The organism is Mycobacterium terramassiliense (assembly GCF_900157385.1).
Taxonomy (GTDB): domain Bacteria; phylum Actinomycetota; class Actinomycetes; order Mycobacteriales; family Mycobacteriaceae; genus Mycobacterium; species Mycobacterium terramassiliense.
In genome coordinates, this window is sequence record NZ_LT717701.1 from 2,569,486 (window position 1) to 2,594,263 (window position 24,778).

At 63.9% G+C, this 24,778-nt stretch carries 21 protein-coding genes and 1 tRNA gene; 10 read left to right on the top strand and 12 right to left on the bottom strand.

The window, feature by feature from the left end; translation table 11 throughout:
• Positions 1-91: 91 nt before the first annotated feature.
• Positions 92-165, top strand: a tRNA-Ile gene (locus MTAB308_RS26740).
• 379 nt (positions 166-544) lie between these two features.
• Here MTAB308_RS26740 and MTAB308_RS26745 read toward each other — a convergent pair.
• Positions 545-1,357: an ATP-binding protein gene (locus tag MTAB308_RS26745; protein WP_077103682.1), complete on the bottom strand. Its 813-nt coding sequence runs from the start codon at positions 1,355-1,357 to the stop codon at positions 545-547.
• The gene (gene istA, locus MTAB308_RS26750; protein WP_077103684.1) at positions 1,354-2,907 is read right to left on the bottom strand and encodes an IS21 family transposase; all 1,554 of its coding nucleotides are present in this window, start codon (positions 2,905-2,907) and stop codon (positions 1,354-1,356) included. Before istA ends, MTAB308_RS26745 begins: the two co-directional genes overlap by 4 nt.
• Positions 2,908-3,554: 647 nt before the next feature.
• On the opposite strand from istA, the gene MTAB308_RS29115 reads away from it, so the two are divergent.
• A complete protein-coding gene (locus MTAB308_RS29115) occupies positions 3,555-3,725 on the top strand; it encodes a hypothetical protein (protein ID WP_157901022.1) in 171 nt (56 codons plus the stop codon).
• 133 nt (positions 3,726-3,858) lie between these two features.
• Here MTAB308_RS29115 and MTAB308_RS26755 read toward each other — a convergent pair whose 3' ends face one another.
• The 6 genes from MTAB308_RS26755 to MTAB308_RS26780 all read right to left on the bottom strand — a co-directional run bounded on the left by MTAB308_RS26755 (position 3,859) and on the right by MTAB308_RS26780 (position 9,303).
• The gene (locus MTAB308_RS26755) at positions 3,859-4,254 is read right to left on the bottom strand and encodes a nitroreductase family deazaflavin-dependent oxidoreductase (RefSeq protein ID WP_077104848.1); all 396 of its coding nucleotides are present in this window, start codon (positions 4,252-4,254) and stop codon (positions 3,859-3,861) included.
• Between the two features lie 45 nt (positions 4,255-4,299).
• A complete protein-coding gene (locus MTAB308_RS26760; RefSeq protein WP_077103689.1) occupies positions 4,300-4,713 on the bottom strand; it encodes a limonene-1,2-epoxide hydrolase family protein in 414 nt (137 codons plus the stop codon).
• A gap of 50 nt (positions 4,714-4,763) precedes the next feature.
• Complete coding sequence (locus tag MTAB308_RS26765; RefSeq protein ID WP_077103691.1) at positions 4,764-5,879, bottom strand: NDMA-dependent alcohol dehydrogenase; 1,116 nt, start codon at positions 5,877-5,879, stop codon at positions 4,764-4,766.
• The gene (locus tag MTAB308_RS26770) at positions 5,876-6,076 is read right to left on the bottom strand and encodes a ferredoxin (RefSeq protein ID WP_077103693.1); all 201 of its coding nucleotides are present in this window, start codon (positions 6,074-6,076) and stop codon (positions 5,876-5,878) included. Before MTAB308_RS26770 ends, MTAB308_RS26765 begins: the two co-directional genes overlap by 4 nt.
• 3 nt (positions 6,077-6,079) lie before the next feature.
• Entirely contained in the window at positions 6,080-8,428 is a 2,349-nt protein-coding gene (locus MTAB308_RS26775) for a CaiB/BaiF CoA transferase family protein (RefSeq protein ID WP_077103695.1), read from the bottom strand.
• 185 nt (positions 8,429-8,613) lie between these two features.
• On the bottom strand, positions 8,614-9,303 hold the full coding sequence (locus tag MTAB308_RS26780; protein WP_077103698.1) for a TetR/AcrR family transcriptional regulator: 690 nt from the start codon (positions 9,301-9,303) through the stop codon (positions 8,614-8,616).
• 264 nt (positions 9,304-9,567) lie between these two features.
• On the opposite strand from MTAB308_RS26780, the gene MTAB308_RS26785 reads away from it, so the two are divergent.
• The 4 genes from MTAB308_RS26785 (at position 9,568) to MTAB308_RS26800 (ending at position 14,802) form a co-directional block, all read left to right on the top strand.
• A complete protein-coding gene (locus MTAB308_RS26785) occupies positions 9,568-10,794 on the top strand; it encodes a cytochrome P450 (protein ID WP_173842279.1) in 1,227 nt (408 codons plus the stop codon).
• Between the two features lie 65 nt (positions 10,795-10,859).
• The gene (locus tag MTAB308_RS26790; protein ID WP_083746661.1) at positions 10,860-12,065 is read left to right on the top strand and encodes an amidohydrolase family protein; all 1,206 of its coding nucleotides are present in this window, start codon (positions 10,860-10,862) and stop codon (positions 12,063-12,065) included.
• Between the two features lie 23 nt (positions 12,066-12,088).
• Positions 12,089-13,612, top strand: a complete 1,524-nt coding sequence (locus tag MTAB308_RS26795) for an aldehyde dehydrogenase family protein (RefSeq protein WP_077103700.1) — start codon at positions 12,089-12,091, stop codon at positions 13,610-13,612.
• Between the two features lie 17 nt (positions 13,613-13,629).
• The gene (locus MTAB308_RS26800; protein WP_077103702.1) at positions 13,630-14,802 is read left to right on the top strand and encodes a CaiB/BaiF CoA transferase family protein; all 1,173 of its coding nucleotides are present in this window, start codon (positions 13,630-13,632) and stop codon (positions 14,800-14,802) included.
• Positions 14,803-15,148: 346 nt separating this feature from the next.
• Here the strand turns inward: MTAB308_RS26800 and MTAB308_RS26805 are convergent, their stop codons facing one another.
• Positions 15,149-16,351, bottom strand: a complete 1,203-nt coding sequence (locus tag MTAB308_RS26805) for a cytochrome P450 (RefSeq protein ID WP_077103704.1) — start codon at positions 16,349-16,351, stop codon at positions 15,149-15,151.
• A 446-nt stretch (positions 16,352-16,797) separates the two neighbouring features.
• On the opposite strand from MTAB308_RS26805, the gene MTAB308_RS26810 reads away from it, so the two are divergent.
• The 3 genes from MTAB308_RS26810 (at position 16,798) to MTAB308_RS26820 (ending at position 21,030) form a co-directional block, all read left to right on the top strand.
• A complete protein-coding gene (locus MTAB308_RS26810) occupies positions 16,798-17,484 on the top strand; it encodes a TetR/AcrR family transcriptional regulator (RefSeq protein ID WP_108637415.1) in 687 nt (228 codons plus the stop codon).
• Positions 17,485-17,554: 70 nt separating this feature from the next.
• Positions 17,555-18,103 carry an MmpS family transport accessory protein gene (locus MTAB308_RS26815; RefSeq protein ID WP_077103708.1) on the top strand — a complete coding sequence of 183 codons (549 nt, stop codon included), beginning with the start codon at positions 17,555-17,557 and terminating at the stop codon, positions 18,101-18,103.
• Entirely contained in the window at positions 18,100-21,030 is a 2,931-nt protein-coding gene (locus MTAB308_RS26820; protein ID WP_077103711.1) for an MMPL/RND family transporter, read from the top strand. The genes MTAB308_RS26815 and MTAB308_RS26820 overlap by 4 nt, the downstream gene beginning before the upstream one ends.
• A 4-nt stretch (positions 21,031-21,034) precedes the next feature.
• Here the strand turns inward: MTAB308_RS26820 and MTAB308_RS26825 are convergent, their stop codons facing one another.
• From MTAB308_RS26825 to MTAB308_RS26835, 3 genes are all read right to left on the bottom strand, one after another.
• Positions 21,035-21,469: a hypothetical protein gene (locus MTAB308_RS26825; protein WP_077103713.1), complete on the bottom strand. Its 435-nt coding sequence runs from the start codon at positions 21,467-21,469 to the stop codon at positions 21,035-21,037.
• Positions 21,470-21,629: 160 nt separating this feature from the next.
• Positions 21,630-22,673 carry a TolB family protein gene (locus MTAB308_RS26830; RefSeq protein ID WP_245831502.1) on the bottom strand — a complete coding sequence of 348 codons (1,044 nt, stop codon included), beginning with the start codon at positions 22,671-22,673 and terminating at the stop codon, positions 21,630-21,632.
• 167 nt (positions 22,674-22,840) lie between these two features.
• Positions 22,841-23,503, bottom strand: coding sequence for a hypothetical protein (locus MTAB308_RS26835; RefSeq protein ID WP_077103715.1), 663 nt, complete (start codon positions 23,501-23,503; stop codon positions 22,841-22,843).
• Between the two features lie 796 nt (positions 23,504-24,299).
• Here MTAB308_RS26835 and MTAB308_RS26845 point away from each other — a divergent pair.
• Entirely contained in the window at positions 24,300-24,749 is a 450-nt protein-coding gene (locus MTAB308_RS26845; RefSeq protein WP_245831503.1) for a hypothetical protein, read from the top strand.
• Positions 24,750-24,778: the final 29 nt, after the last annotated feature.

A 24,778-nucleotide genomic window follows, 5' to 3' on the forward strand; every position in this document is an offset into this window, starting at 1 on the left:
GCGCACCGGGCTCCGCACCGGCGGTCGCCGGCGTCTTCGGTAAGGTCTCCGCAGCATTGTTGTTGAAAGTGGCAAGGTAGCAAGCAGCGCTGGGGCGGTAGCTCAGTTGGTTAGAGCCGCGGACTCATAATCCGTTGGTCGCGGGTTCGAGCCCCGCCCGCCCCACGTCAGAGGTGTATGACCTCGGCTGATGCTTGACATTTTGGTTCCGGGTGATGGCTGACAGTGTTTCGGCTGATGGTTGACAGTGGTTTCGGTTGATCCTTGACACTCCCTAGATGAGGGAGTTGAGCGTGGCCGAGCAGCGGTACCAGGCTGTGAGGGCGGTGATCAGTGATGGGTGTCGGTGTACCCGAAGATGACGTGACCTGATGAATCTGCCGTGGTGGCCTTATGCGCGATCCCGTCTTTTCGACTGTTCTTGGAGCTCTTGCGCGGCTGTCGCCTGCCAGGGTGATGGGACCTCTGGTTTGCCATGAGCATGGGACCGGGTTGTTCCGGTTGTAGGCCGTGTGTTGATAGTGGCGGAAGGGGTGGTTGCCGGTCAATCCGACGCAGTCGGAGAGGCCGGCTTTCGGTTTCCTGGCTTCTGGCGTTGCCGGTAGGACTCGCCTTCGACGACGAGTTCGTAGGCCGCTGATTGCAGTCGGTCCATCGCGGATTGGGCCAGCAGCGGGTCGGCCATCATGGTCAGGATCTCGGGTGGTTCGCGGTTGCTGGTGATGACGGTCGATGCGGCGCGGTGGCGTTCGACGATGATCTCGTAGAAGTCGGTCGTCTCGGTGGCCTCCAGGCGGTGCAGCGCGAGGTCATCGATTATCAGCAGTTCGACGCGGTGCAGTTTGCGCATCTCGTCTTCGTAGCTGCCGTCCAGGCGTGCCCCGCGAAGGCGTTTGAACATTTTGTCGGCCCGTTCGGTGTGCACGCTGTGATGCCGGCGTACCGCGATGTGACCTAATGCGTTGGCCAAGAACGTCTTTCCCACTCCTACCGGTCCCATGACGAGCACGTTGTAGGCGTCGGCGAGGAACCGCAGTGAGGTCAGCTCGGCCCATAGTTGTTGATCGAAAGCCACGGCGGCGGAGTCATCCCAGGCCTGTAGCTGCATGGCCGGATCGAGATGGGCGGCCTTGGCGCGCCGGGTCGCGGATTCGCGGTCGCGGCGGGTGACCTCATCTGCGAACAACAGTTCCAGGAAGTCGTGGTGTGGTAGCCGGTTGGTACGGGCCAGCGCCAGCCGTTCGGGCAGCGTGTCGAGCAGCTGGCCGAGTTTGAGGCGGCGCATCAGCGCTTTGAGCTCGCCGGACACCTCGATTGGCTGGACCGCCGGCGTGGCGTCGGGGCGCTGTGGGCTCATGAAGGCCTCCGCACCGCGAAATCAGAGCTTTCTCGGACAAACCGCGACGCTGCCCCGGGCGGTTTCGGTAGCAGGGGCAGTTGTTCACCGCCGCCGCGGGTCAAGATCCGCTCGATCAGCCCGACGTCGATCACCTCGGCGTCCAGGGCACGCCGGCACGCGTCGTCGACCTCCTCGGCGCCGTGGCGGCGCACCAGCCCCAGCAGCCGGTAGACCTGACGCATCTTGGTCCACGGCAGCGGATGCTCGAGCACCGCTGCCGCGTAGGTGCCGACATGGGTGCCGTGGGCGGCTGCCTTGCGCTGCAGGGCATTCAGATCACGCATCGCATAGACCGACACCTCAGAGGGAAGATCGGCCGGATCAGTATGGCGGCGACCCGGGGCCACGACCGGATGCACCTTGATCAGCTCACCACGCCAATAGAGCTTGACCGAGTGTGCATCAGCACGGGCCTCGATGCGCTTGCCGACCAGCTCTCCGGGCACGCTGTAGAGGGCTTTGGCGACCTGGACGTGGCGGTCCGGGGCCACTTTCGGGCGCGTCCAGATCGGAACGTCGAAGGCGGTGTCGGATACGGGCCCTAGTGCGGGCAGCTCATCGCCGATGAACACCTCGGCCGGCCGCAGGCGGGTGGTGCCGTGAATGCGCATACCGGCGGTCTGAGCGCACCAATGTTCGGCGCGGCTGCGACAGTCATTGAGATCCCGGAAATCTTCTCCGGCAAAGAAATTCGATCGCACATACTGCACCATGCGTTCCACCCGTGGCTTATCTTTCGGGCTGCGCACCCGCGCCGGGTCGACCGCAAACCCACGAGCCTGCGCATACTCGCGGAACGCATCGTTGAGCCGAGGCTCGGTCGCATGCGCGGTGGTGACGATGGCTTTCATGTTGTCAGGGATCACCACCGCGAACACCCCGCCGAAGAACGCCCACGCCGCATCGAACCCGGCGATCACATCGTTCAGGGTCTGGCGGTAGGTGGGCCAGACGAACATGTGCCGCGAATACACCGCGGTATAGATCAACCCCTGCACGACTCGGCGCCGACCATCGCTGGCGTCGGTGAGCATCCCGAGGCGGCCGAAGTCGACCTGCACCTCCGCACCCGGTTCGCAGTCGGCCACCGGCACCGTGGCTTGACGGCGTCCGAAATCCAATTCGGTTGTGGCGTAACGATTCAGCGTCCGATAGGACACCACCACACCGCGGCGCCCAAGCAGCGTGTGGATCTTGGTCAGCGTCAATCCGTCTTTGAGCCAGGCCTTGATCTGCTCATGCTCTGCAGCGATCGTCTCCCACGCCAGGCTCTTGCCGCTGGGCCGGTGCGGACGCACTCCGGCAATCACCGCCGCGATCAACTCATCAGTGAGCTGACCGTCTCCACCATCGCGGTCCAGCCCACTAGCACGGGCTCGGTCGACGTAGCGTCGCACCGTTTTGCGGTCGGTGCCCGACAGCCGGGCCACCTCCCGCAACCCCAACCCCTGCAGCCACAGCCGCAGCATCTCCACGATCTCGATCACCGACACCTCCCGGTAGCTCATCAGGCCAATACAGCGGCCCAACTACCGGAAGAACCCGACACCACGCCGGGTGGTCCCATAACTGGCAAACCAGCCAGTCGAGTGGTCCCATCAATGGCAAACAGGTGGTCCCATGCTCATGGCAAAACCAGCTCTGAAGTGGTCCCATTCACCTGGCAGCCGACACGCGGCAAGGGACATCGTCGGTTCTTCCTCTCCTGTACTGACGCTCCACGGGCGCAAGGGGCTCTTGGGTTAGGGCGCCCGGCGTCCTCGCTCCTTAAGCAAGGGGTTTCACGTACGGTAAAACGGCCGCAAGAAGAGCCCGATGGCCGTTCGTGGTCAAGGCAGTAGATGACGGCCCAAAATGGGTAGGCGATTCCTCAACGCGTCCCCCAGCGCCAGCGGCCTCGGCTGTTCCGGTGGTGGTGGTGGCGGCGCTGCTGCCGGCATCGGTACCACCGGGGCTAGCGGCGGAAACGGAGCCGAAGGCGCCTCCCAGACAGCGGGACACGTCGGTGGCGGCCTAGGAGGTACTGACGCCTACGTCGGCCCCGGCGACAGCGGAGCCGCGAGCGTCGCCGGTGGCCGGTGGCCGGTGGCCGGTGGCGGCGGTGGCAGCGGCCCTACCCACTTAGTTCTATGGCGGCAACTTCCCACCGCAGGCAATGCGGGCGCCAGCAACGGCGCCGCCACCATCGTCGGCCTCGGCGGCGTCCCTGGCGCCGGAACGTGGGGTGGTGGTGGCGGCGGTGGCGGTGGCGTCGACACCACCGCGGGTGACGGCAGCGGCAGTGTCACCGGCGGTGGACGGCGGTAAGGGCGGTGTCGGCGTCTAGCGCCGATGAACGTGGGAGCCGCCCCAACGACGAGGCTAGCTGGGGCGGTGGCCCAGCCAATCCGGCGGCTGAGACTGGGCCGCGCGGGCGTGGCGGCGTTGAAGTTCGTCGATGGTGGCCCGGCGGCCCAAAGTCACTGCGTGGAATTGGCTTTGGTCAACACCAACGCCGCTTCGTTGTACGGAAACAGTCCGTACAGCACACCAGATGGCCCCGTAACGAGCGTTGCGGCCTCCGCCTTACTTAGGAGACGGGGACTGGCTAGCGCGATACTCTTGCCGCGCTTGTGCAGCACCGCCTGTCCACTGGCCAATACATTCTTCAACCAGTCCGTTTCCAGCCCGTACCCGACGAGAATGACGAAGCCGTCTTGGATGGGAAAAACCAACAGCGGCGTTCGATAATGATTGCCTGATTTGCGTCCGACATGTTCGAGTGTCCCTTGGCCTGGAAGCCACGGCGTGATCGACCGAGCCGCTGGGTTGGTGACTCGACGATTAAACTTTGCGAGGGCCCTTGGTACCCGCATGGGCACCCTCATTTCCAGCTGAGCTCGAAATCAACGATTCCCAACTCACGCGGTCGCGGGCACCAGGGCGCTGATGTCCTCGCCTTGAAGGAGCTTCATTATCAGATTCAGGTCGAAATAGTCGGTCCAGCGAGTGATCCTCCCGTCGTCATCGACGACGAAGGCCCCCATGACCGGGACGGCCGGCTTGCTTCCGTCCGGAGCCTGGATGTAGTCCAGCCGTTCGGTGAGCACCACGGAACCCTCGCTGGCGAGGTTGACGATTTCGAAGGCGTAGGCGTCGGGAAACATCGCGAACTGGGCGGCCATGTTCCCCACGATGGCGTCTGGTCCGACGAAGGCGGGCATTCCCACGTTCTGATAGACGGCCCCTTCGGCGAGCAGGGGACGCAACGCTTCGGCGTCCCGCCGCTCCATCAGGGCGCAGAAGTGGCGGACGACATCGGCTGGCGAAGACATGAGTGGGAATCCCTTCTCGGCGATTAGATGACCTGACGTCTAAACGAGATTCAGTGCTCGTGGAGTATTACCCCGCGAATGTTGCGGCCGGCGAGCATGTCGTCGTAGGCCTCATTGATGTCGTCGAGCTTGTACTCGGTGGTGACCGTTTCGTCGAGCAACAGCTTGCCGCTGCGATAGAGGCTTATCAGTCGAGGGATGTCGGCCCGCGGGTTGGCTTCGCCGTACAGGCTGCCCAGCAGGCGCTTCTGGAACAGCGTGAACAACGTCAGCGGCAGCGTCGGCGTCACGTCGGACATCGACGCCAGGGCGGTGGCCACCACGGCACCGCCTTTGCGCACCACGTTGAGCGCGTCGTTGATCATCGCGCCCTCGAGCACGCCTGGCGTGAGGATGGCCGAGTCGGCCATGACTCCACGCGTAATCTCGCCAACCAACTGGGTTGCTTCCTCCATCGAGGTCGCAAAGTGAGTGGCCCCGAACTGAAACGCCTTGTCGCGCTTGCTCGGCTCGATATCGACCACGACGATTTGCTCTGCTCCCGCCAGGCGCGCGCCCTGAATGGCGCCGCTGCCGATCCCGCCGCAACCAACGACCACGACCACGTCGCCGGGACTGACGTTCGCGGTATTGACGGCCGAACCCCAACCGGTGGTGACGCCGCAGCCGAGAAGACATGCGCGCGATAGCGGTACATCGTTGTCGATCTTGACCACCGAGGCTTCCGATAACACGCCCCATTGCGCGAAACTGCCGACGCCGGAAAGCGCTCCGATGCCCTGTCCGCGAGCTCGGCGCCGGAAGGTGCCGTCGGCCTGGACGCCCGCGAGGATGATCGCCCCGTAATCACAGAGGTTCTGCCGACCCGTGGCGCACCAGCGGCAGCGACCGCAGGCCGGCAGGAAGGATGTGACCACGTGGTCTCCCACCGCGACATCGCGCACTTCCGGACCGACCTCTCGAACGATGCCCGCCCCTTCATGCCCACCGATCAGTGGAAAGCTCACCCCGAACATGTCGCCGGTGCGGATGTGGTGATCGGAGTGGCACAATCCGGTGGCTTCGAATTCGACCAGTAGTTCGCCTGATTGCGGCGGATCGAGTTCGATCTCTTCGACCGACCACTTCTCGTTCAGCCCCCACAGGACTGCTCCGTTGGTCTTCATGGCGACTCCTTGGCGATATGTATGGCACGCTCGGGGCAGTTCGCGATTGCGTTGTGCGCCCGGTCTTCCCACTCTGGAGGAATATTTTCCACGGTGACGAAGGCGATCCCGTCGTCGTCGATATCGAACATCTCCGGATATGTTGCGTAACAACGGCTATGGCCCTGGCACATTTCTGCGTCGACACGAAGCTGCACCGGTCAGTCCAATCCGCCCGGTCTGGTCCCGATGATGCCTTGCTCTGTCAGGGCCGTTATCGAAGAGGCGTCGAGGCCCAGGAGCTCACCGAGGACGGTCTCGTTGTGCTGTCCCAAGGTCGGTGCCGCTGACCGATACCACTTGTCAACGCTGCGGTACTTGAAGGGAAGCGCCGGCACGTGATGTCTGCCGACGACGGGGTGGTCGAGACCCTCGAAGAAGCCTCGGGCAGCCAGCTGGGGATGCATCGAACCGACCCTGGCGTCGGCCAAGTCCGCAGCCGGGACGCCATGGTCGACAAGCAACTGCGCGGCAGCCGAGGAATCGTGTTGTCGAGCCCATTGCTCCACGTGCTTATCGATCAGATCATGTGACCCCATACGCCCTTCCTGGGTGTCCAATGCGGGGTCATCCGCCCAATCCGATTTGCCCAGAGCCGACTTCAGTTGCCGCCACTGCTCGTCCGTGGTGACCGAAATGGCCAGCCACCGCTCGGTCCCCGCGCATTGATAGAGACCTTGCGGGGCGGCGTCGCGGCTGCGATTTCCCAGCCGCGAGATCAGGTTGCCGGTGGCGGTGAATTCGACCACCTGCTCGGCGGCCGCGTTGAGCGCGGCCTCAACCATCGAGACTTCGATGAACGACCCGCGGCCCGTTTGATCCCGTTGCCGGAGGCCGGCGAGCATGGCGAATGCGGAGTGCATTCCGGCCAGTGGGTCGCAGGGACCGCGGGGGATGCGCGGCTGGTCGTATTCATGGCCGGTCACCCACGCCATCCCGGTCATCTGTTCCATCGTCTGCGCGAAGCCCACGTTGTTGCGCCATGGTCCGTCGAGCCCGAACGCGGGCATTCGAACCATGACCAGTCGAGGGTTGAGCTCACGGACGGCTTCCCACGTGATGCCGAAGTTGTCGAAGACGCGTGGCGAAAAGTTCTCGACCAGAATGTCCGAGCATTTGACGAGGCCGTACAACAACTCCCGCCCTTGGGGGGAGGCGAGGTCGAGGGTGAGTCCGCGCTTGTTGGTGTTGGTCGCCAGGAACATCCCCGACCGCTCCCACCAGTCGGGCTGACCGGCGAACGCCGCGGCCGCCATCCGCGCGCCGTCGGGATGGCGGATCGATTCCAGGTGAATCACCTCGGCCCCCAATGCGGCAAGCACGTGGGTGGAGGAGGGACCCGCCCACCACGCAGTCGCGTCGAGGATCCGTACGCCGTTCAGCGGGAGTCCACGTGCGCGGTCGTCCGCGGTCGCAGTCCTGTTGTGCCCCGGCACTTCTGATGCTTCGCCGAGCGGGGGAGCGCTGGCGGCGGGGGCGGGTCGCTGACCATTGATCCGGTAGGGCGCCAGCGGGTGGGTGAAGCCGCCGTCGGCGTACGTGCCCCACATGCCGCGCGCCGTGAACTGTGGGTGGTCCAACACGGTCTGGCCATTGTTGACCGGTGACACGGGAATTCGCAGATCGGAGGCCAACGCCACGATCTCGTCGGTGGAACGTTGCGTAGTCCATTCCCGCACAATTCGATTCCACTCGTCCCGGCGCTCCCAGCGGGTCGTGGCGAGGGCCCACGCCTGGTCCTCGTCGAGCAGGTCCAGCCGGCCGATCATCGCGAGGAACGACTCGAACTGTTGGCGGGTGTTGGTGTTGAAGCTCACCCATCCGTCCGCGGTCGGTTCGATGGAAGGGATCTCAACCTGTCGAGCCGGCGCGGTCAAGGCGGGACGACCGGCCAGTTCGTGATAGAGGTCAGCGAATCCGCTGGCGCTGAGGTGACACGTCTCCAACAACGAGCAGTCAACGATTTCACCTGCTCCGCCGAGCTGAACTCGCCGCAACGCGGCGAGCGCCCCGACGGCGGCATAACTGGCCATGACCCATTCGAAGACTCGACCACCCGCTTGAATGGGCGGTTGGTCCGGACGACCTCGCAACGCCAGAGTTCCGCTCTCGGCCTGGATCGTGAACTCGGTCGAGGGTCGCTCCCGGTACGGCCCGGTCAACCCGTACGGAGACAACGCCACGATCACCAGGTGCGGCGCGCGGCCTAACAGCGCGTCTCGGTCGAGTGCCCCCGGGCCGAGAGAATCGACGAACACATCGGCGGAAGCGATCAGCGGCTCCAGGTCGGGCAACGAAGTGCCAACGACTGAACGCTTGCCGGCGTTCAAGAATTTGAACAGCGCGCCGCCATCGTTTCGATCACCAGATGCCCTGCGACGGAACGGATCCCCGTCTGGGGCTTCGATCTTGATGACCTCTGCTCCGAGGTCGGCGAACAGCTTGGTGCAGTACGGACCGGCGATCTCCGTCGCCCACTCGACGACACGGACCCCACGCAGAGCGTTCATCGCCGTGCGAATTTCCGCGTTAGCGCCTGCGGAAGTGAGTTACTCGCACCGATGAGTGCACACACGCCACTTCCCGTCCTCGCGCTCGTGCCGATCGCCTGGCTGGCAACGACGCTAGCGACGGGAAAGCTCGCGTGTCAAGTGTGACTCGATAACGATGGGCGCTGGCGAGTTAGTCGGAGCTTTCAGTCGGCCGCGCGCACCTTCGGGGCGCGTCGGGCCCGGCTGCCCCGCTTGACGGGCTGCTTGATCGTTGACGTGCTTACGCCTTTGGCGAGGATCTGCGAACCCAGTTCGATCTGCGCACGGATGTCCGACTCGCCCGTCCCGAACCAGCGTGGTCCCAGGCTCGTTGTGAAGATGATGAAGTTAGCCAGCAGCTCGGCGAACAGGTCGGCGTCGACGTCGGCTCTGATCTGCCCCTCGGCTTGGTAGTGGCGAACGCCCTCGGCGATAACGGCCGTACGGCGTGCGTGATTGGGTTGCAGCACCCGCAGCGAGAAGTCCGGGTCTGATAACGCCCGACCGGAAATGTCCCAGCCGGGGACACCGCTGTCCCGGTCGTCGATCCGTAGTCGCGCGAAGAAAAGCTGTTCGACATAGTCCTCGAAGCGCGCAGGCAGGTCCGCCACGACTTGCTCTTCGGCCTCGCTGACGAGGTCCGCGATCTGTCGAGAAACGACTTGCTCGAAGATGCCCCGCTTGTCCCCGAAGTAGTGGAACAGCATTGCCTCCGAGCAGTCGGCACGACGGGCGATTTCCTTTGTCGCCGCGGCCGCGTATCCCGCTTCGGCAAAGACCTCAGCCGCCGCTTCAAGGAGGGCTCGTTGTTTGCCGTCCTTGTCGCGAACTCGCCGCCGCGCGCCTGTGGTCATCACACATACTGTAGCGAGCACCCCTGGCCTGGGGGGAAGCTCGCGCGCGTGCCGCCCCAACCACCCCAGGCTTCGCCTGCCCTGCCCGACCGCCTTCAGGTAGTTATCGAGTGCGACTTGACTCCGCGTAGCCGACGACTTACTGTTCTGCCAAAGCAAAATTCGGCGTGTGCGACAAATCCGAGGACCGGCGCAGATGGCACATGGACGGTGGCGTGGTTCCGAGTTCGGCATGCCTGCGTTCGGGCGCGGAGACGACTGCTCGTGGTGAGCAAATCACCGGAGGAACACGCCCGGAACCTCGATCTTCGTCATGAGGATTTCAACGACCAGGAATTCCTCTACGAGGTCTACGCGGTGATGCGGGAAAACGGTCCGTTCAGCCACCAGGATGTCCCGTTTCTGGGCCCGACGCCGGGGGGCGCGTGGGTCGCCACCCGCTACGACGACTGTTATGAGATCTTGCGTGATTGGCGCAGCTTCTCGAGCAAGCCCCTGGGGCTCGAGGGCAACCCGATGTCCTTCGGCGACATCGTGATCACCTTGGATCCGCCACGGCAGCAACAGCTTCGCAAGGTTCTCAACCCGTATTTCTCTCCTGGTCGCATGAAGGACTTGGAGCCCCAGGTGCGCGCGGTTACCGATGGGTTGATCGACAACTTCATCGAATTGGGCCGCGGCGACCTCGCGGACGTCGCATGGCAGCAACCCGGGATCGTGTTCTTCCGGTACCTACTCGGCATGCCCGTTGAGGACGTGCCGCTCTACATCGAGACTGCCGACCTCGCGATCAATGGTGAGAGCGAAGAGATCCGGAACGGTTCGATGACGAATCTGTACCTCCGCGTGCGCGAGGAGATCGACAAGCGTCGTGGTGAACCGCCGCGTGACGACCTGATCGATGTCTTGCTCGCCGCCGAGATCGACGGCGAAAAGCTGAGCTTTGACGACGTCGTCGCAAATGTGATGCTGCTGGTGCAGGCCGGGCTCGAAACGACCTCAAGTGCAATGTCGGTCGCCTTCTTCTATCTGGGCACCCATGCTTCGGAGCGCGACCGCCTCGTCCGTGACGCCCAGCTGATGCCCACGGCGATAGAGGAATTCATCCGGTTCGCAGGTTCGGTCCACGGATTGCATCGGTCGGTCGCGGAGGAGGTTGAACTGAGCGGCCAGAAGTTCTGTCCCGGTGAGACGGTCGTCGTGAATTATGCGGCCGCCAACCGCGACGCGCGCGAGTTCGACGAGCCGAACAAGTGCATCCTCGACCGACAGACCAACCGCCACCTCGGGTTCGGAGCAGGCGTCCACCGCTGTCTGGGCTCCAATCTCGCTCGGCTCGAGTTTCGGGTGGGCGTCGAGCAGACCCTGAAGCGGATACCCGACTACGCCATCCCGCCGGGGGCGAAAGTGGATTTCCACGGGAACTCGGTCACCCGGGGCTACCGCGCCCTGCCCGTGGTCTTCACGCCGGGTGCCCGCGTCGGCCAATGAGGGGTGGCGGGCGACCACCGACATCGGCTCGCAGACAGCGTAATAGCGATATCAGGGAGGAACCCGTGGACAAGCAAGATCTGCAATGGATGATCTCCGTTGATGATCACATCATCGAGCCACCGAACCTGTGGGTCGACCGCGCGTCGGCCGCCGACCGCGATCGGGTGCCGCACGTCGAGCGCATCGACGGCGTCGACACGTGGATCTACGACCAAGCCCGAGCGTCGGTGATGGGCATCCTGGTCGCGGCTCACCAACGGCCCGCCGAATACTCCCCGCTGCCAGTGAATTACGACGAGATGCCCCGCGCCTACTTCGACCCGGTGGCCCGCATCCCCGACATGGACGAGGATCACGTGATCGCGGGATTGAACTTTCCGTTCTTCCCCCGATTCTGCGGTCAGATGTTCGCCCACCTCGGTGACCGGGACCTGGGTCTCAAGTGCGTGCGGGCGTACAACGACTTCGTCATCGACGAGTGGTGCGCGGCGGCGCCCGGTCGCTACATCCCGATGGTCATCGTTCCGTTGTGGGATACCCGTCTGGCCGTCGAGGAGACGCTCCGGTGCGCCGGCAAAGGCGCCAAAGCCATTGCCTTCTCGGAGAACATGCACCCGCTGGGATTTCCGTCCATCCACTCGGGAGCGTGGGACGATTTCTTCGCGGTGGTGAACGAGACGAAGATGCCGCTGTGCACGCACATCGGGTCGTCGTCGGTCAGCCCGACCACATCACCCGACGCACCTTTCGGGGTTCAAGCGGTCAACATCAACCTGAATCTGGCGAACTCAACCACCGACTGGCTGTTCTCGGGCAAGCTGCAGAAGTACCCCGATCTGAAGATCGTGCTGGCCGAGGGCGGCATCGGCTGGATTCCCTACCTCATCGAGCGCGCCGAACATGTCGCCGCCGACTACCAATACCTGCGCGCCAACAACTGGGCGGTCGACCCGGCCACGATGCGCTTGACGCCGGTGCCCACCGATCCTGACATTTTCCCGGAGTCGCCGCGCCAGCTCTTCCGCGACCACATGTACGGCTGCTTCATCGAGGACGATTTCGGGGCAGCGAATCTGGACTTCATCGGCGTCGAGAATGTGATGATCGAAACGGATTACCCGCACACCGACAGCCTTTGGCCCAACTCCCTTCAGGCCGCTCATAAGGCACTCGACGGCCGGTCCGACCTCGACAAGTACAAAGTGCTGCAGGGCAATGCCCGCCGGGTCTTCGACTTCGAGCCCGCCCCGTACCCGACGCTGACCTAGCCAACCGCTGACGGATTCGATTGATGCGGGAGTACCAGAGCTTCATCGACGGTCAATGGTTGAGCGACAACGCCGTCGGCACCATCGACGTCATCGATCCGTCCACTGAGGAGTTGATCGGCCGAGTCGTCGACGGGGGACCGAAGCAGGCGGCCATGGCGATCGAGGCCGCCCGGCGGGCTTTCGACGAAGGTCCGTGGCCGTGGATGTCCGTCCGGGAGCGGGCAAAGATCATCAAGCGGTTCGCGGAGGTCCTCGACGAGCGCAAAGCGGAACTTCGGGAGCTGATCGTCGCCGAGATAGGCTCGACCGCATTCATCACCGACCTGATTCAGGTCGGTGGCGCCATCGAGGCCGCGCACTATTACGGCGAGTTCGTCGAACACGACGTGACGTGGGTGGAAACACCGGGCGGCCCCGTGGTTTCGCCGACCGGGCTGGGCGGCGTCACCGTCGTCCGGGAACCCGTCGGCGTGGTCGGGGTCATTACCCCATTCAACTTTCCGTTCTCCATCAACATCCAAAAGTGCCTGCCTGCGTTGGCCGTCGGCTGCACCGTGGTGCTAAAGCCACACCCTTGGACTCCGATGAACGCCCTGGAGCTGGCCAAGGTCGGTGAGGAGGCGGGCCTTCCGCCCGGTGTGTTCAACGTCGTGGTGGGTGGTGCCGAGGTGGGCGAGGAGCTGTGCACGCACCGCGGCGTCGACATGATCGGATTCACCGGTTCGACGGCGACCGGTCGACGCATCCGTGAACTGTCGGCGGCCACGATGAAACGCGCACAGCTGGAACTCGGCGGCAAGAGCGCGCACCTCGTTCTCGACGATGCCGCCGAAAGTGATGTTGCGGGAATAGGGTTCGGGCAGGCACTGATGCACGCCGGACAGGCATGCACCGTCACGTCGCGACTTCTGTTGCCCGAGCACCTGCTCGAGGCGTATGTCGAGGGTGTGAAAGCCATGGCTCCGATGATCACCGTCGGAGACCCGCGTGACCCCGCCACTGTCGTCGGGCCGCTGATCAGGGATCAGCAGCGTCAGCGAGTCGAATCCTTCGTTCAGGCGGGCCTACAGGAAGGCGCGCGGCTGGTGGCCGGCGGCAAACGTCCCGAACATCTCGAACGCGGCTTCTACTACGAACCGACGGCGTTTGTCGACTGCCGCAACGACATGCGCCTGTGCCGAGAAGAGGTGTTCGGTCCCGTTCTGGCCGTGATGACCTATCGCTCCGAAGACGAAGCCATCCGCATCGCGAACGACTCCATCTACGGTCTGGCAGGTCTGGTGATGACCCGCAATGCCGCAAGGGGATTCAACGTCGCGAGGCAGATCCGCACCGGCACCGTCATGGTGCAGACTGTCGCACCCGGTGCCGACCTGGGAACCAATCCGGGTGGCGGGCAGGGCCCCGGCTGGTCTCTGCCGGCGCGCGGCATGTTCAACGGCGGCGGACCGTTCGGCGGCTTCAAGCAAAGCGGACTTGGTCGAGAGCAAGGGCGCTGGGGCTTCGAGGAATACACCGAGCTGAAATCAATCACCATGATGTAGCGGGGAAAGGTCGCGTGATGGAACTGCTCAGGGACGTCCGGGTCCTCGAGGTGTCACTTTTCTCCACGGACGCACTGGGCGGGCACCTGGCCGACCTCGGCGCAGAGGTGATCAAGGTGGAGCCGCCTGGCGGCGGTGGGTTTCGCGGTTCGGCGGTTTCGGGTGGCGAGCTGCAGGACTCGCACTGGAACCGCGGCAAGAAGAGCGTGGCGATCAACCTCAAGACGGCTGAGGGGCAAGAGGCGTTTCGCCGCCTGGCCGCGACGTCGGCGGTGGTGATCGACGGCCTGCGTTACGGAGCGGCGCACCGGCTCGGGTTCAGTTACGACGACATCGTCGCCGTCAACCCGACGGTTGTCTACTGCGTGCTCAATGGCATGGGCAGCTATGGGCCCTACACCCGATTGCCCACCCACGGGCTGTCCTTCGACTGTTTCGCCGGCTTGAGTCCGCCGATCATCGAAGCGGACGGAACGCCACGCCTTTCGGGGGAGGCCACAGGAACGACCGGGGTGCTGGCGGGACCGCTGTATGCCGCGATGGGCGTACTCGCCGCGCTGCACGCCGCCGGGCGCGACGGCAGGGCGCAGTACATCGAAGTAGCGCAAGTCGACGCCGCGATCAACTGGAACTTTCAACACCTCTCGGCGCTCGCCAACGGTCAACCGGCCTACGGCGAGGGAATCCGCGCATCGCTGAGATACCAGTACTACGAAACGCGCGATGGCAACTATGTGGTGTTCAATGCCCTCGAGGATAAGTTCTGGCTGAGGTTCTGCGAGTCACTCAACAGGATGGATCTCTACGAACCGGGGCGCCAGAAGCCGGGAGAGGATGTTGAGGCAGAGGCTTGGCTGCGCAACGAGTTGACGGCGATCTTCAAGGCCCGCACTCGCAGGGAATGGACCGACTTCTTTATCGCGACCGATATCGCTGGTGCGCCAGCGTTTTTGGGCGCCGATCTGTTCGACGACGACCACACGAAGGCTCGCCGACTTGTCTATGAGCAAGCACAGCCTGACGGGACCTCGAAGAGGATGGTGGGCACGTGCGTCAAGACCAAACACGACGACGGATTCGCACCGCCAGGAGCGCCGCACGTCGGGCAGCATACGGAAGAGGTGCTCACCCGCCTGGCGGGCTACGACGCTGCCGGAATTGAGCAGCTACGTTCCACCGGCACGATCTGAACATCTTGGTGCCATCGCAAGTTCAACTGCAGGGGTTCGCGTATTAGCGGCTTGCCTCTAGTCAACCGGCGGCACGCTTGTCACCCCGGCGTCGCCCCGGCGATCGGGGGCGAATTGCGGCCGTACCTGAGGCGTGCCGTACCGACAACGCCTAGATTCGCTGTCTAGCAGTGGATATGGGTTGTTTCGGCTAACCGTTCTTGCTGGTCGTCCGCGCTCTGTCCAAGGCTCATAATCCGTTGGTCGCGGGTTCGAGCCCCGCCCGCCCGCTCCCGGCCGCAACCCTGTCCGCACGAGGGCGGCGCGATTGGTTTCGGCCATCGGGTCAATAGGTCGGGGCGGCGTTTCATGCCAGGATGGCTGGCAAAGTCTCCCAGCCACGGACTGTCGATGTCGTGGTCATGCGCGCCCCAGACATGTCGATGTTCCACTCCGGGAAGCGATTGAGCACCTCGTCAAGCGCCACGCGGCCCTCCATCCGGGCTAACGACGCTCCCAGGCAGTAGTGCACGCCAACACCGAAGCCGACATGGGCTCCGGCTTTGCGGTGAATGTTGAAGACGTCACCATCGGGCGGGAATTGCCGGTGATCACGGTTTGCAGCACCGGCGAGCAACATCATGATGCTGCCGCCTGGCACGTGTTGTCCGTAGTACTGCACATCGCGTGTGAGGGTGCGCGCGATGTGTGGCGCGGGGGGTTCGAAACGCAGCAGTTCCTCGATTGCGCCGGCAATCAGGCTGCGATCGGCGACCAGCTCCCGCCGCTGCTCGGGATGCTCGGCGAAAACCTTGCCCGCCCATCCGATCAGCCGGGTCGTTGTCTCCGCGCCGCCCGCAGCGACCAGCGTGATGCAAATCAGTAGTTCCTCACGCGTCAACCCCCGTTTCGTGCCATCGAGGTCGGTGAATTCGACGCCGAGCAATTCGGTGACAACGTCGTCGGAGGGATGTTCAGCGCGCCAATCGAGGTAGTCGGCGAATAACTGCCCTGTTTCCAGCCCCGAAGACGCGGCTTTCATTTCCCCGCCGGCCTCGGTGTTGACGTGACCTTCGGCGAGGTCGAGGACCTCCTGCCGCATCTCATCGGGAATTCCCAGCAGCCTGCACACGACTCTCACCGGCATCTCGGCACCCAAATTGGCGATGAAGTCAAAGCCCCCGGTACCAACGAACGGATCCAGACTCTCGGCACAGAATTGCCGTGCGGTGGCCTCGACCTCGCGCATTTTGCGCGGCGTGAACATGCGAGAAAGGCTCTGGCGATAGATTTCGTGAAGGGGCGGGTCCTCCATAAGAAACAGTCCAGGCGGAATCGGCATGTCAGCCTTGATCAACTCGAGAATGTTGCCCCGGGCAGAGCTGAACGTCTCATGGTCATTCAGCGCCGCATGCACGTCGTCGAATCGACTCAGCGCGTAAAAGTTGTGTTGTTCGTTGTAGGACAGCGGCGCCTCCTCGCGGAGCCGCTGAAACAGCGGATACGGGTCGGCGTTGAGTTCGACATCGTAGGGGTCATAGAACACCTCACTCGCAGTCGTGACGCCCATCAATCTCCAACTCCCTCCATCGGACGCATCCGACCGTTCGTCGGACGAACTGCTGGGTAGGTCAGGACAGCACGGAGCCGCAATAATCGAGCCACGCACAACCGTGCTCATCGTCACGTCGCACGGCAATTCAGTCAATGATTTGATAATTCGCCCGTAGCCCTGACTTTCATCCACGACCGGTCAATCGCTTGCGACACGACCGCTCATGGCCGTGGCCATGCGCGTGGGCATCAAGACGGCCCGTCGGCTGCCTGCTGATGCGTGACACTCGCTCGATGAGTGAGTTGGCCATGGCCGAACCGAGGCATCAGGCCGGCGGTAATCAGCGACGGCCTCTCCGTCGCGCTGGCTGAAAGATGACGCTGGCTTGCTTTCCCCGAGAATCGGGCGGTCCCGAGACGGGCCAGGCGTGCAAACCCTGTGCGTTATGCAAATCACACAATGTGCGTTACGCTCAGCCGGTGGCGCAACTAACATTCCAGCGCGCTCGCACCGAGGAAGAGAAGCGCCAACGTGCGGAGGCCCTCGTGGAAGCCGCACGCTCGCTGGCAATGGAAACGGGCGTCGCGTCGGTCACCCTGACCGCGGTCGCCAGCCGCGCCGGAATTCACTATTCGGCGGTACGCCGCTACTTCACCTCGTATAAGGAAGTCCTGCTGCATCTGTCCGCCGAGGGCTGGGTGCGGTGGTCCAATACCGTGTCAGAGAAGCTGGCCGAGCCAGGCGCGAAGTCGCCCTCGCGCATCGCCGAGACATTGGCCGAAGCCCTGGCCGAGGACCCGTTGTTCTGCGACCTGCTTGCCAACCTGCACCTGCACCTGGAACACGAGGTAGACGTCGAGCGGGTCGTCGAGGTCAAGCGAATCAGCACCGCCGCCACGCTCTCGCTCGCCGATTCCATCGAGAGCGCGCTGCCCGAACTCGGCCGTTCGGGGTCGCTCGACATCTTGCTGGCCGCGTACTCGTTGGCGGCCACGCTGTGGCAGGTCGCCAACCCGCCGGAGCGCCTCACCGACGCCTATGCCGAGGAGCCGGAAGTGATTCCGCCGGAATGGAATCTGGACTTCGCGTCGGCTCTGACCCGCTTGCTGACCGCGACGTGCGTCGGCCTCATCGCGGAGAAGCCATGAACAGGGAGGCGGGGGAGCTATGGCTTGGCGAACTCCAACCGGTGAAGAGGGGAAAGACTTTGGAGTGCCCATGACGATGACTGAGCCAAGGACCGAGCCGTTGGAGAAGCAGGGCGGCGCCGGCAGCGAGGGTAAAAATGTCGTCCCGCAGCGCGCCAGGAAAAAGGGGCTTCTGGCGCGTTTCTGGCTGGTGCTTACGATCGCAGCTGTCGTCGCGGTCTCAGGATTCGTGGTCTACCGGTTGCACGGCGTCTTCGGCGTTCACAAGGGTTCGTTCGGCGGTGGCACATCGGGCGAAGTCCTCGACGAGTTCAACGCCAAGACGATCACGCTCGAGGTGTGGGGCTCACCAGGCAGCACGGCAACCATCAACTACCTCGACGAAAACTCCCATCCGCAGCAGGCACTCAACGTGCCCTTGCCCTGGAGCAAAATATTGAGTTCAACAAAGCCCGGCATCCCGGCAAACCTGGTGGCGCAAGGCGACGGCAGTTGGATCGCCTGCCAGTTCGTCGTGAACAACCACGATGGGCACGGTGACGTCATCAAGGCTCCGAATCGTTCAGATTCCAACGAAACCGTGAACCCCTTCGTCTACTGCCTGGATAAGTCCGCATGAGCGAGCCAGGCCAGGCACCGCCACGCGTCGATCAGCCGCTGATTCCGCCGTTCCTGCCGCGGATGATCCACCGGCTCGCCCTGCCGATCGTCCTGGTGTGGTTGGGCATCGTCTTCGTCACCAACACCGCGGCCCCGCAGCTGGAGGCCGTCTCCAAGACGCACTCGGTGTCGATGAGTCCGACTGACGCGGCATCCTTTCAGTCGACGATGAAGGTCGGATCGACGTTCAAAGAGTTCAACTCGGACAACTCGGCCATGATCTTGCTGGAGGGTGACAAGCCGCTCGGGGCCGACGCGCACCGCTACTACGACGAGATCGTCAGGCGCGTCGAGCAAGACAAGCAACACGTTCAGCACGTCCAGGATTTCTGGAGCGATCCGCTGACGGCGGCGGGTTCCCAGAGCCACGACCAGAAGGCCGCCTACGTGCAGGTCTACCTCGCCGGCAACATGGGTGGCGGGCTGGCCAGCGAGTCTGCCCTGGCCCTCCGCAAGATCGTGGACTCGGTGCCCGCGCCGCCGGGAATCAAGGCATACGTCACCGGCCCGGGTCCGCTGTTCGCCGACCAGTCCCACGCGGGCGAGAAGGGCGTCGCGCTCGTCACTCTTGTCACTTTTGTCGTGATCGTGGTGATGCTGCTGTTCGTCTACCGCTCGGTCACCACCATGCTGATCATGCTGGCGATGGTGTTCATCGAGTTGGCCGCGGCTCGAGGCGTCGTTGCCTTGCTGGCCAACAACGAGATCATCGGACTCTCCACGTTCGCCAACAACTTGTTGGTGTTGATGGCGATCGCCGCCGGAACGGACTACGCGATCTTTGTGGTCGGCCGCTACCACGAGGCGCGCGGTCTGGGCGAGACCCGCGAACAAGCCTTTTACACCATGTTCCATAGCACCGCGCATGTCGTGCTGGGGTCGGGGCTGACCATCGCCGGCGCGATGTACTGCCTGAGCTTCTGCCGATTGCCGTATTTCCAGTCATTGGGCGCACCGTGCGCCATCGGCATGTTGGTAGCGGTGCTCGCGGCGTTGACCCTCGGCCCTGCAGTGCTGACCGTGGCGTCGTTCTTCAAGCTCATGGATCCGAAGCGCAAGCTGGCGACCCGGGGCTGGCGTCGCATCGGCACCGCTGTCGTCCGCTGGCCCGCGCCGGTTCTCGCGGTGACCATCGGGGTCGCATTGGTTGGTCTGCTCGCCCTGCCCGGTTACAAGACGGACTACGACAACCGCCACTTCCTGCCGGCGGACACCCCGGCCAATGTCGGTTATGCCGCCGCGGACCGGCACTTCGACCAGGCTCGGCTCAATCCCGAGCTGTTGATGATCCAGACCGATCACGACCTGCGTAACCCGGCCGATTTCCTGATCCTGGACAAGGTCGCCAAGGCGGTCTTCCACATCCCCGGCATCGGACGGGTGCAGACCATCACGCGACCGTTGGGCACACCGCTCGACCACAGCACCCTCGGTTTTCAGATGGGTGCACAAGCCGCAGCGCGGATCCAGACCCAGCACTATCAGGACGAGCAGGCGGCAAACCTGCTCAAGCAGGCCGACGAGCTGAAGAAGACCATGGCAACGCTGCATGAGCAGATGCAGGTGACCCAGGACCTCAGCAACACCACGCACGAAACCACCAGGCTCACCAAGGAAACCGTGCAGATCACCGAGGCATTGCGCGATGACATCGCCAACTTCGACGACTTCTTCCGGCCAATTCGCAGTTACTTCTACTGGGAGCGGCACTGCTACGACATTCCGGCCTGCTGGGCGATCCGGTCGATCTTCAACGCGCTCGATGGCATCGACCAGGTGGCGCAGAACATCGTCAACCTCAGCGCGAACCTGGACAAGCTGGACAAGATTCAGCCGAAGCTGGTGGCGCTGATACCGCCGCAGATCGAGAGCCAGCAACACAACCTCGACACCATCATGTCGAACTACGCGACCACGACGGGTCTCAACGAACAGGCGAAAGCGCAGTCCGACAACGCCACCGCCCAAGGCGATGCCTTCGACAAGGCCAAGAACGACGACACCTTCTACCTCCCGCCGGAGGCGTTCAAGAGCCCGGATTTCGCGCGGGGTCTGAAGAACTTCATATCGCCGGATGGGCACGCCGTGCGCTTGATCATCTCCCATGAAGGCGACCCGGCGAGTCCCGAAGGCATCAGCCACATCGAACCGATCAAGCAGGCCGTGCATGAGGCGATCAAGGGCACGCCCTGGGAGGGCTCCAAGGTGTACCTCGGCGGTACCGCTGCGACGTACAAGGACATGCACGACGGCTCTGACATCGACCTGCTGATCGCCGCAGTTGCCGCAGCCACACTGATTTTCATCATCATGCTGGTGATCACCCGAAGCGTCGTGGCGGCCGTTGTCATCGTCGGTACGGTGTTGCTGTCATTGGGCGCCTCGTTCGGACTCTCCGTGCTCCTATGGCAGTACATCCTGGGCATGAAGTTGCACTGGATGGTGCTGGCGATGGCGATCATCCTGCTGCTGGCGGTCGGCTCGGACTACAACCTGCTGCTGATATCGCGGTTCAAGGAGGAAATCCACGCCGGGCTCAAGACAGGGACGATCCGCGCGATGGCCGGTTCTGGCTCGGTGGTTACCTCCGCCGGTCTGGTGTTTGCCGCCACCATGGCCACGTTCATGTTCAGCCCGCTGCTGGTGATGGCCCAGGTAGGTACGACGATCGCGCTGGGTTTGTTGTTCGACACCTTGATCGTGCGGTCGTTCATGACGCCGTCGCTGGCCACCTTGCTCGGGCGCTGGTTCTGGTGGCCGCAGCACGTGCGTCCACGGCCGGCCAGCACCATGCTGCGACCGTACGGACCGCGTCCCGCCGTGCGCGAGCTGATTCTCAACGACGTCGGGGAGCGCCCGGCGGGCGGATTGGTGCAATCGCGCTGATCGGTTACCAGAGCACGCCGTGGTCGGGCGAGAGGATGAAGCCGTGCCCGCCGCCCGTCTGGCAATGCACGGCGCCTTGGTTGTCGACTGCGCAGGCGCCGCCCAAGCTCTGCAGCCGTTGGCCGGCGAGCAACACGTCGACGTTGTGGGTGAACGACGCGGTGTCGGAATGGCGGTATTCGGCTGGGGCATAGATGATGGCGTAGGTCTGGTTCGTACCGGGCGGGGCGTCACGCGCCACCGCGTCGCAGCCGACCGGGCCGCCGTTCGGTCCGATGCCGCATCCCCACCCGCCGGGGGTCTTGAAGTAAAGCCAACCGTAGTTGTCGGGCGCGGTGTAGTTGCCGTGCGCGAGCGGGTAACTGTCGATGTCGTCCGGGGGTGGCGCGGCGGCCGCCGGAACGGCTGCGATTACCGCACCGCTCAGCCCGGCCAGCAACCGTAAACACCACGACCACGTGCGCTCACGATGAGGCCGGCGGACGCTCGGCAAGGCGCGCCGCTTCCGTCCGCCTCCACCACCGGTCTCGCGATATACCGCGGTCGGGTACACGGTTCGATCCCTCCAATTTTCTCTGTCCGATCGATGCTGCCCCCGGCTAGGAAGGCCACGCGAACGAATCCACCTCGGTGTCAACCTGTTTGGGCGCGCTGCCCTGTGGACCCAGAACGACAAGGCGCCGTCCGGGCGATGTGTCCAGGAAAGCAACGACGTCACCCGGGCCCCACGCCGGTCCCGGCGGGTCGGTCGCAACGTCGCCAATGGTTGTTGATGACGGCGCCGATGGATCCTTGAGCAGCTGCAGTTTCTTTGACCTATTGGTCGCATCGGCTGTTGTGAATGCCACCGCCCCGGAGGCCAGCGCCGCGACGTCTCCGTAGTATGCCTGCCCGGTAACCAACGGCTGGGGAGTCGGAGGCGGGTCGGCGGGAACCCCGTCCGGGGTGGCGACGGAATAGATGCCCCCCTGGTCGATCGCGAAACGAGGCTCCGCAGCGGCCATCCCGGATGCATCGCCGTTGGCGAACAGAACGCTCTGGCCGTCGTGGCCATACGCCACCGCGAAGGCGTTGGTGTCGTTGGCGACAGGGCTGGAGCGAGCGCCGACGGTGAACACGTTGACGGCGACGGGACTCACATCGCTGCGCCCGCCCACCCACGCGATGTGCTTTCCGTCCGGCGCCCACGCATACGACTTGGCGAACAGCAGTGGTTGAGAACGTGGCACCGCGCCCGTTTGGGCATCCGCGACGAAAAGGAGGCCGCCGCCCTCTTCGAGCTCGAGGAAAGCAACCCGTTCACCGGTCGGCGACCAGCGCGGGCTCGTGAACTTTCGCGGCCGCATCTCAACGGGTGCCGGAAGCTCATCTTTGCCGACGAGCCGCCGCGGCGTCCCGATGACCTCGCCCTGCGGCGACAGGTCGAGCACCCACACCTCGCTGCCCTCATCTGAGGCCTTCGCCTTGTGCGCGTAAGCCAGGTGCGCACCGTCGGGGGACGGGGCCGGCTCGGTGTCCGCTGGCCCGTTGGTGAGCTTGCGGCCCGGGGAGCCCGCCGGATCGCTTACGTACAGCGCGCCGGCCTTCGCGTAGAACAGCGCCGGCCGCGATGGATTGGGGCCAATGGACAGCGGGGCCGACATCGGGGAACTGGTTGTCGTTGGCGTCGACGTTGTCCTTGGCGCGGAACTGCAGGCTGCAAGCGCCAGCACCGTGACTTGGATCAGCAGACAGGTGCCGAGGCGGGGCCGCGCCACGGTCGCCACATTCCCCGGCGCGCCGCAAACACTGTCCGGTGCTCGGTAATCGGTCATCCGGGCGAGTGCCCCTGATAGGTGCCATCGACGTATTCGTCGCAGTGGTCTTTGAAGCAACAATTTGAATAGTAAATTTCGGCGTCACCGTGCCAGGCGGTGTACTTGCCACCGGCGGCTGAGCAGTCGATCTCGATCTGCGGCGCTCTGACCCAATTGAGAAGGCTGGCCGGGTACTCCTGGCCTTGATACCCGACGTATGCCACACCTAGGAAATGGTCGGCATCCCGCGTCCACGCCACGGCCCCATCTCTGAGTTGCCAGTCTGTGCCCGTCCCGCGCCCGCAAGCGATGAGGCCGTACTGCTTACCGTGCGAGTCCACCACGGCGGTTGCGTCAGACGATTGCATTCCGGGACATGTCACCGGCGTCCACGTCGGACGCTTCAAATACGCCGTAAACGCGGCATTCATCCCCTTGTCGTCGCCAAACAGCCAGTAGGTCGCGTCCGTCGGGCCGCCGGGCAGGGAATTGTCCCGACAGTTCACAGCGGCCAGCGCGCCCTTTGAATCAGTAGGCTTGCACGAGTTGCTGCTGTACCCCGCCGGCAGCATTTTCATCAGTTCGGCAGACGGATCGGCGCCGGCTGGCGGAGCCGCACCGAAGGCGGCCAGGACCATGGCCGCAGCGACGCATGATGCGCGGAGCATGGAGCTCATGTTCGGCCCGTGACGGTTATCGCCATAGGGACTTATTGCCCTGACGCATGCGCCCTAATGCCCTACGCAAAACGAAACCCCGGGCGTTAATTTCCGACCTCTGACAGTGTCCCGTGAGGAGCCTTCGATGTCTTCGATAGTCACCCGGCTAGCGCTGGCAACGATCTTGTTCTTTCCGATCGCCGGCGTGTTGGCCACCCCCGCGACGGCCGAGCCGGCGATAACACCCTGTGTAAGCACTGGGGAAATTGCCGACCCAACCGGCCTGATCCTTCCGCCGCAGGACGCACCGACGACGAGCTGTGACAGCCAAAAGCAGGCCTGCATGTCTGCCAGTGTGCAGGTAGGCATCTACGGCGAGAGGTATGTGCCGCCCGACGCTGTCGCGCAGTGTATGGAAGCCTACCGGGACTGCATTCACAACCAATCCCAAAACGGGGGACAGGGATAGGGGCATCCGTAACACCAGAGCCCGGTCGGTCCTACGGTCGGATCCGTTGTCCCCGCGAGGAATACGTGCCCTCGCGCGCATTGGTCCGCCGGGCCGGCGGTTCAGGCCGCGTTTCCAGCCCTTGCCCTGACGGATATCCGCCATTCGCCTATCTCCTCGGACAGCGGTCGGCGCAGTTGCGCAGGCGCGGGACCGGTCGATCGCGTCCGAAACTGTAGGGGAAACCCTGATGCGTCGAGCCTGGCTTGCTCAATAGCGTCAGATTCAGACGGTGTTCGTTGTTTGCGCGACAACGTCCATCTAGTCGGAGTTCCGTACCCGACCGGCATTGGAGGGACTTTGGACATGAGCCGTCCGGTGACCATATTGAAAGCCACGGCAGCAATAACGCCGCTGCTCGCACTTACCGCACTGGCATTGGCCAGTCCGGCTTCGGCGAATACTTACACCAAATTCCTCGCCGTCGACTGCCCGCAGCCGTATAGCCAGACATGCACACCGAGGCAGGGTATCCAAGTGGGCGGCAGTGGGACCCCCTACTTCATCACGTTCACCGGGGATCCCCACGCGTGTGCCCCGGGCGAGGTGCATATTTTCGTCGACGGTGCCGAGGAGGGCCATTCCCAGGTACAGCCGGGACAGCCCGCGCACTTCTTCAGGGTCCCGCACGGTCCGGGAAATAATCACACGGTCGACGTGCAGATGGATGGAGTCCTGGGCGGCTGCAACAAGGGTGCAATGAGTGGGTGGTCGGGCACCCTTGAGGTGCAGACCGACGTAGACAAGGGCATCTAGCGGATGTGCTTGCCCGGCAAGTCGATCCA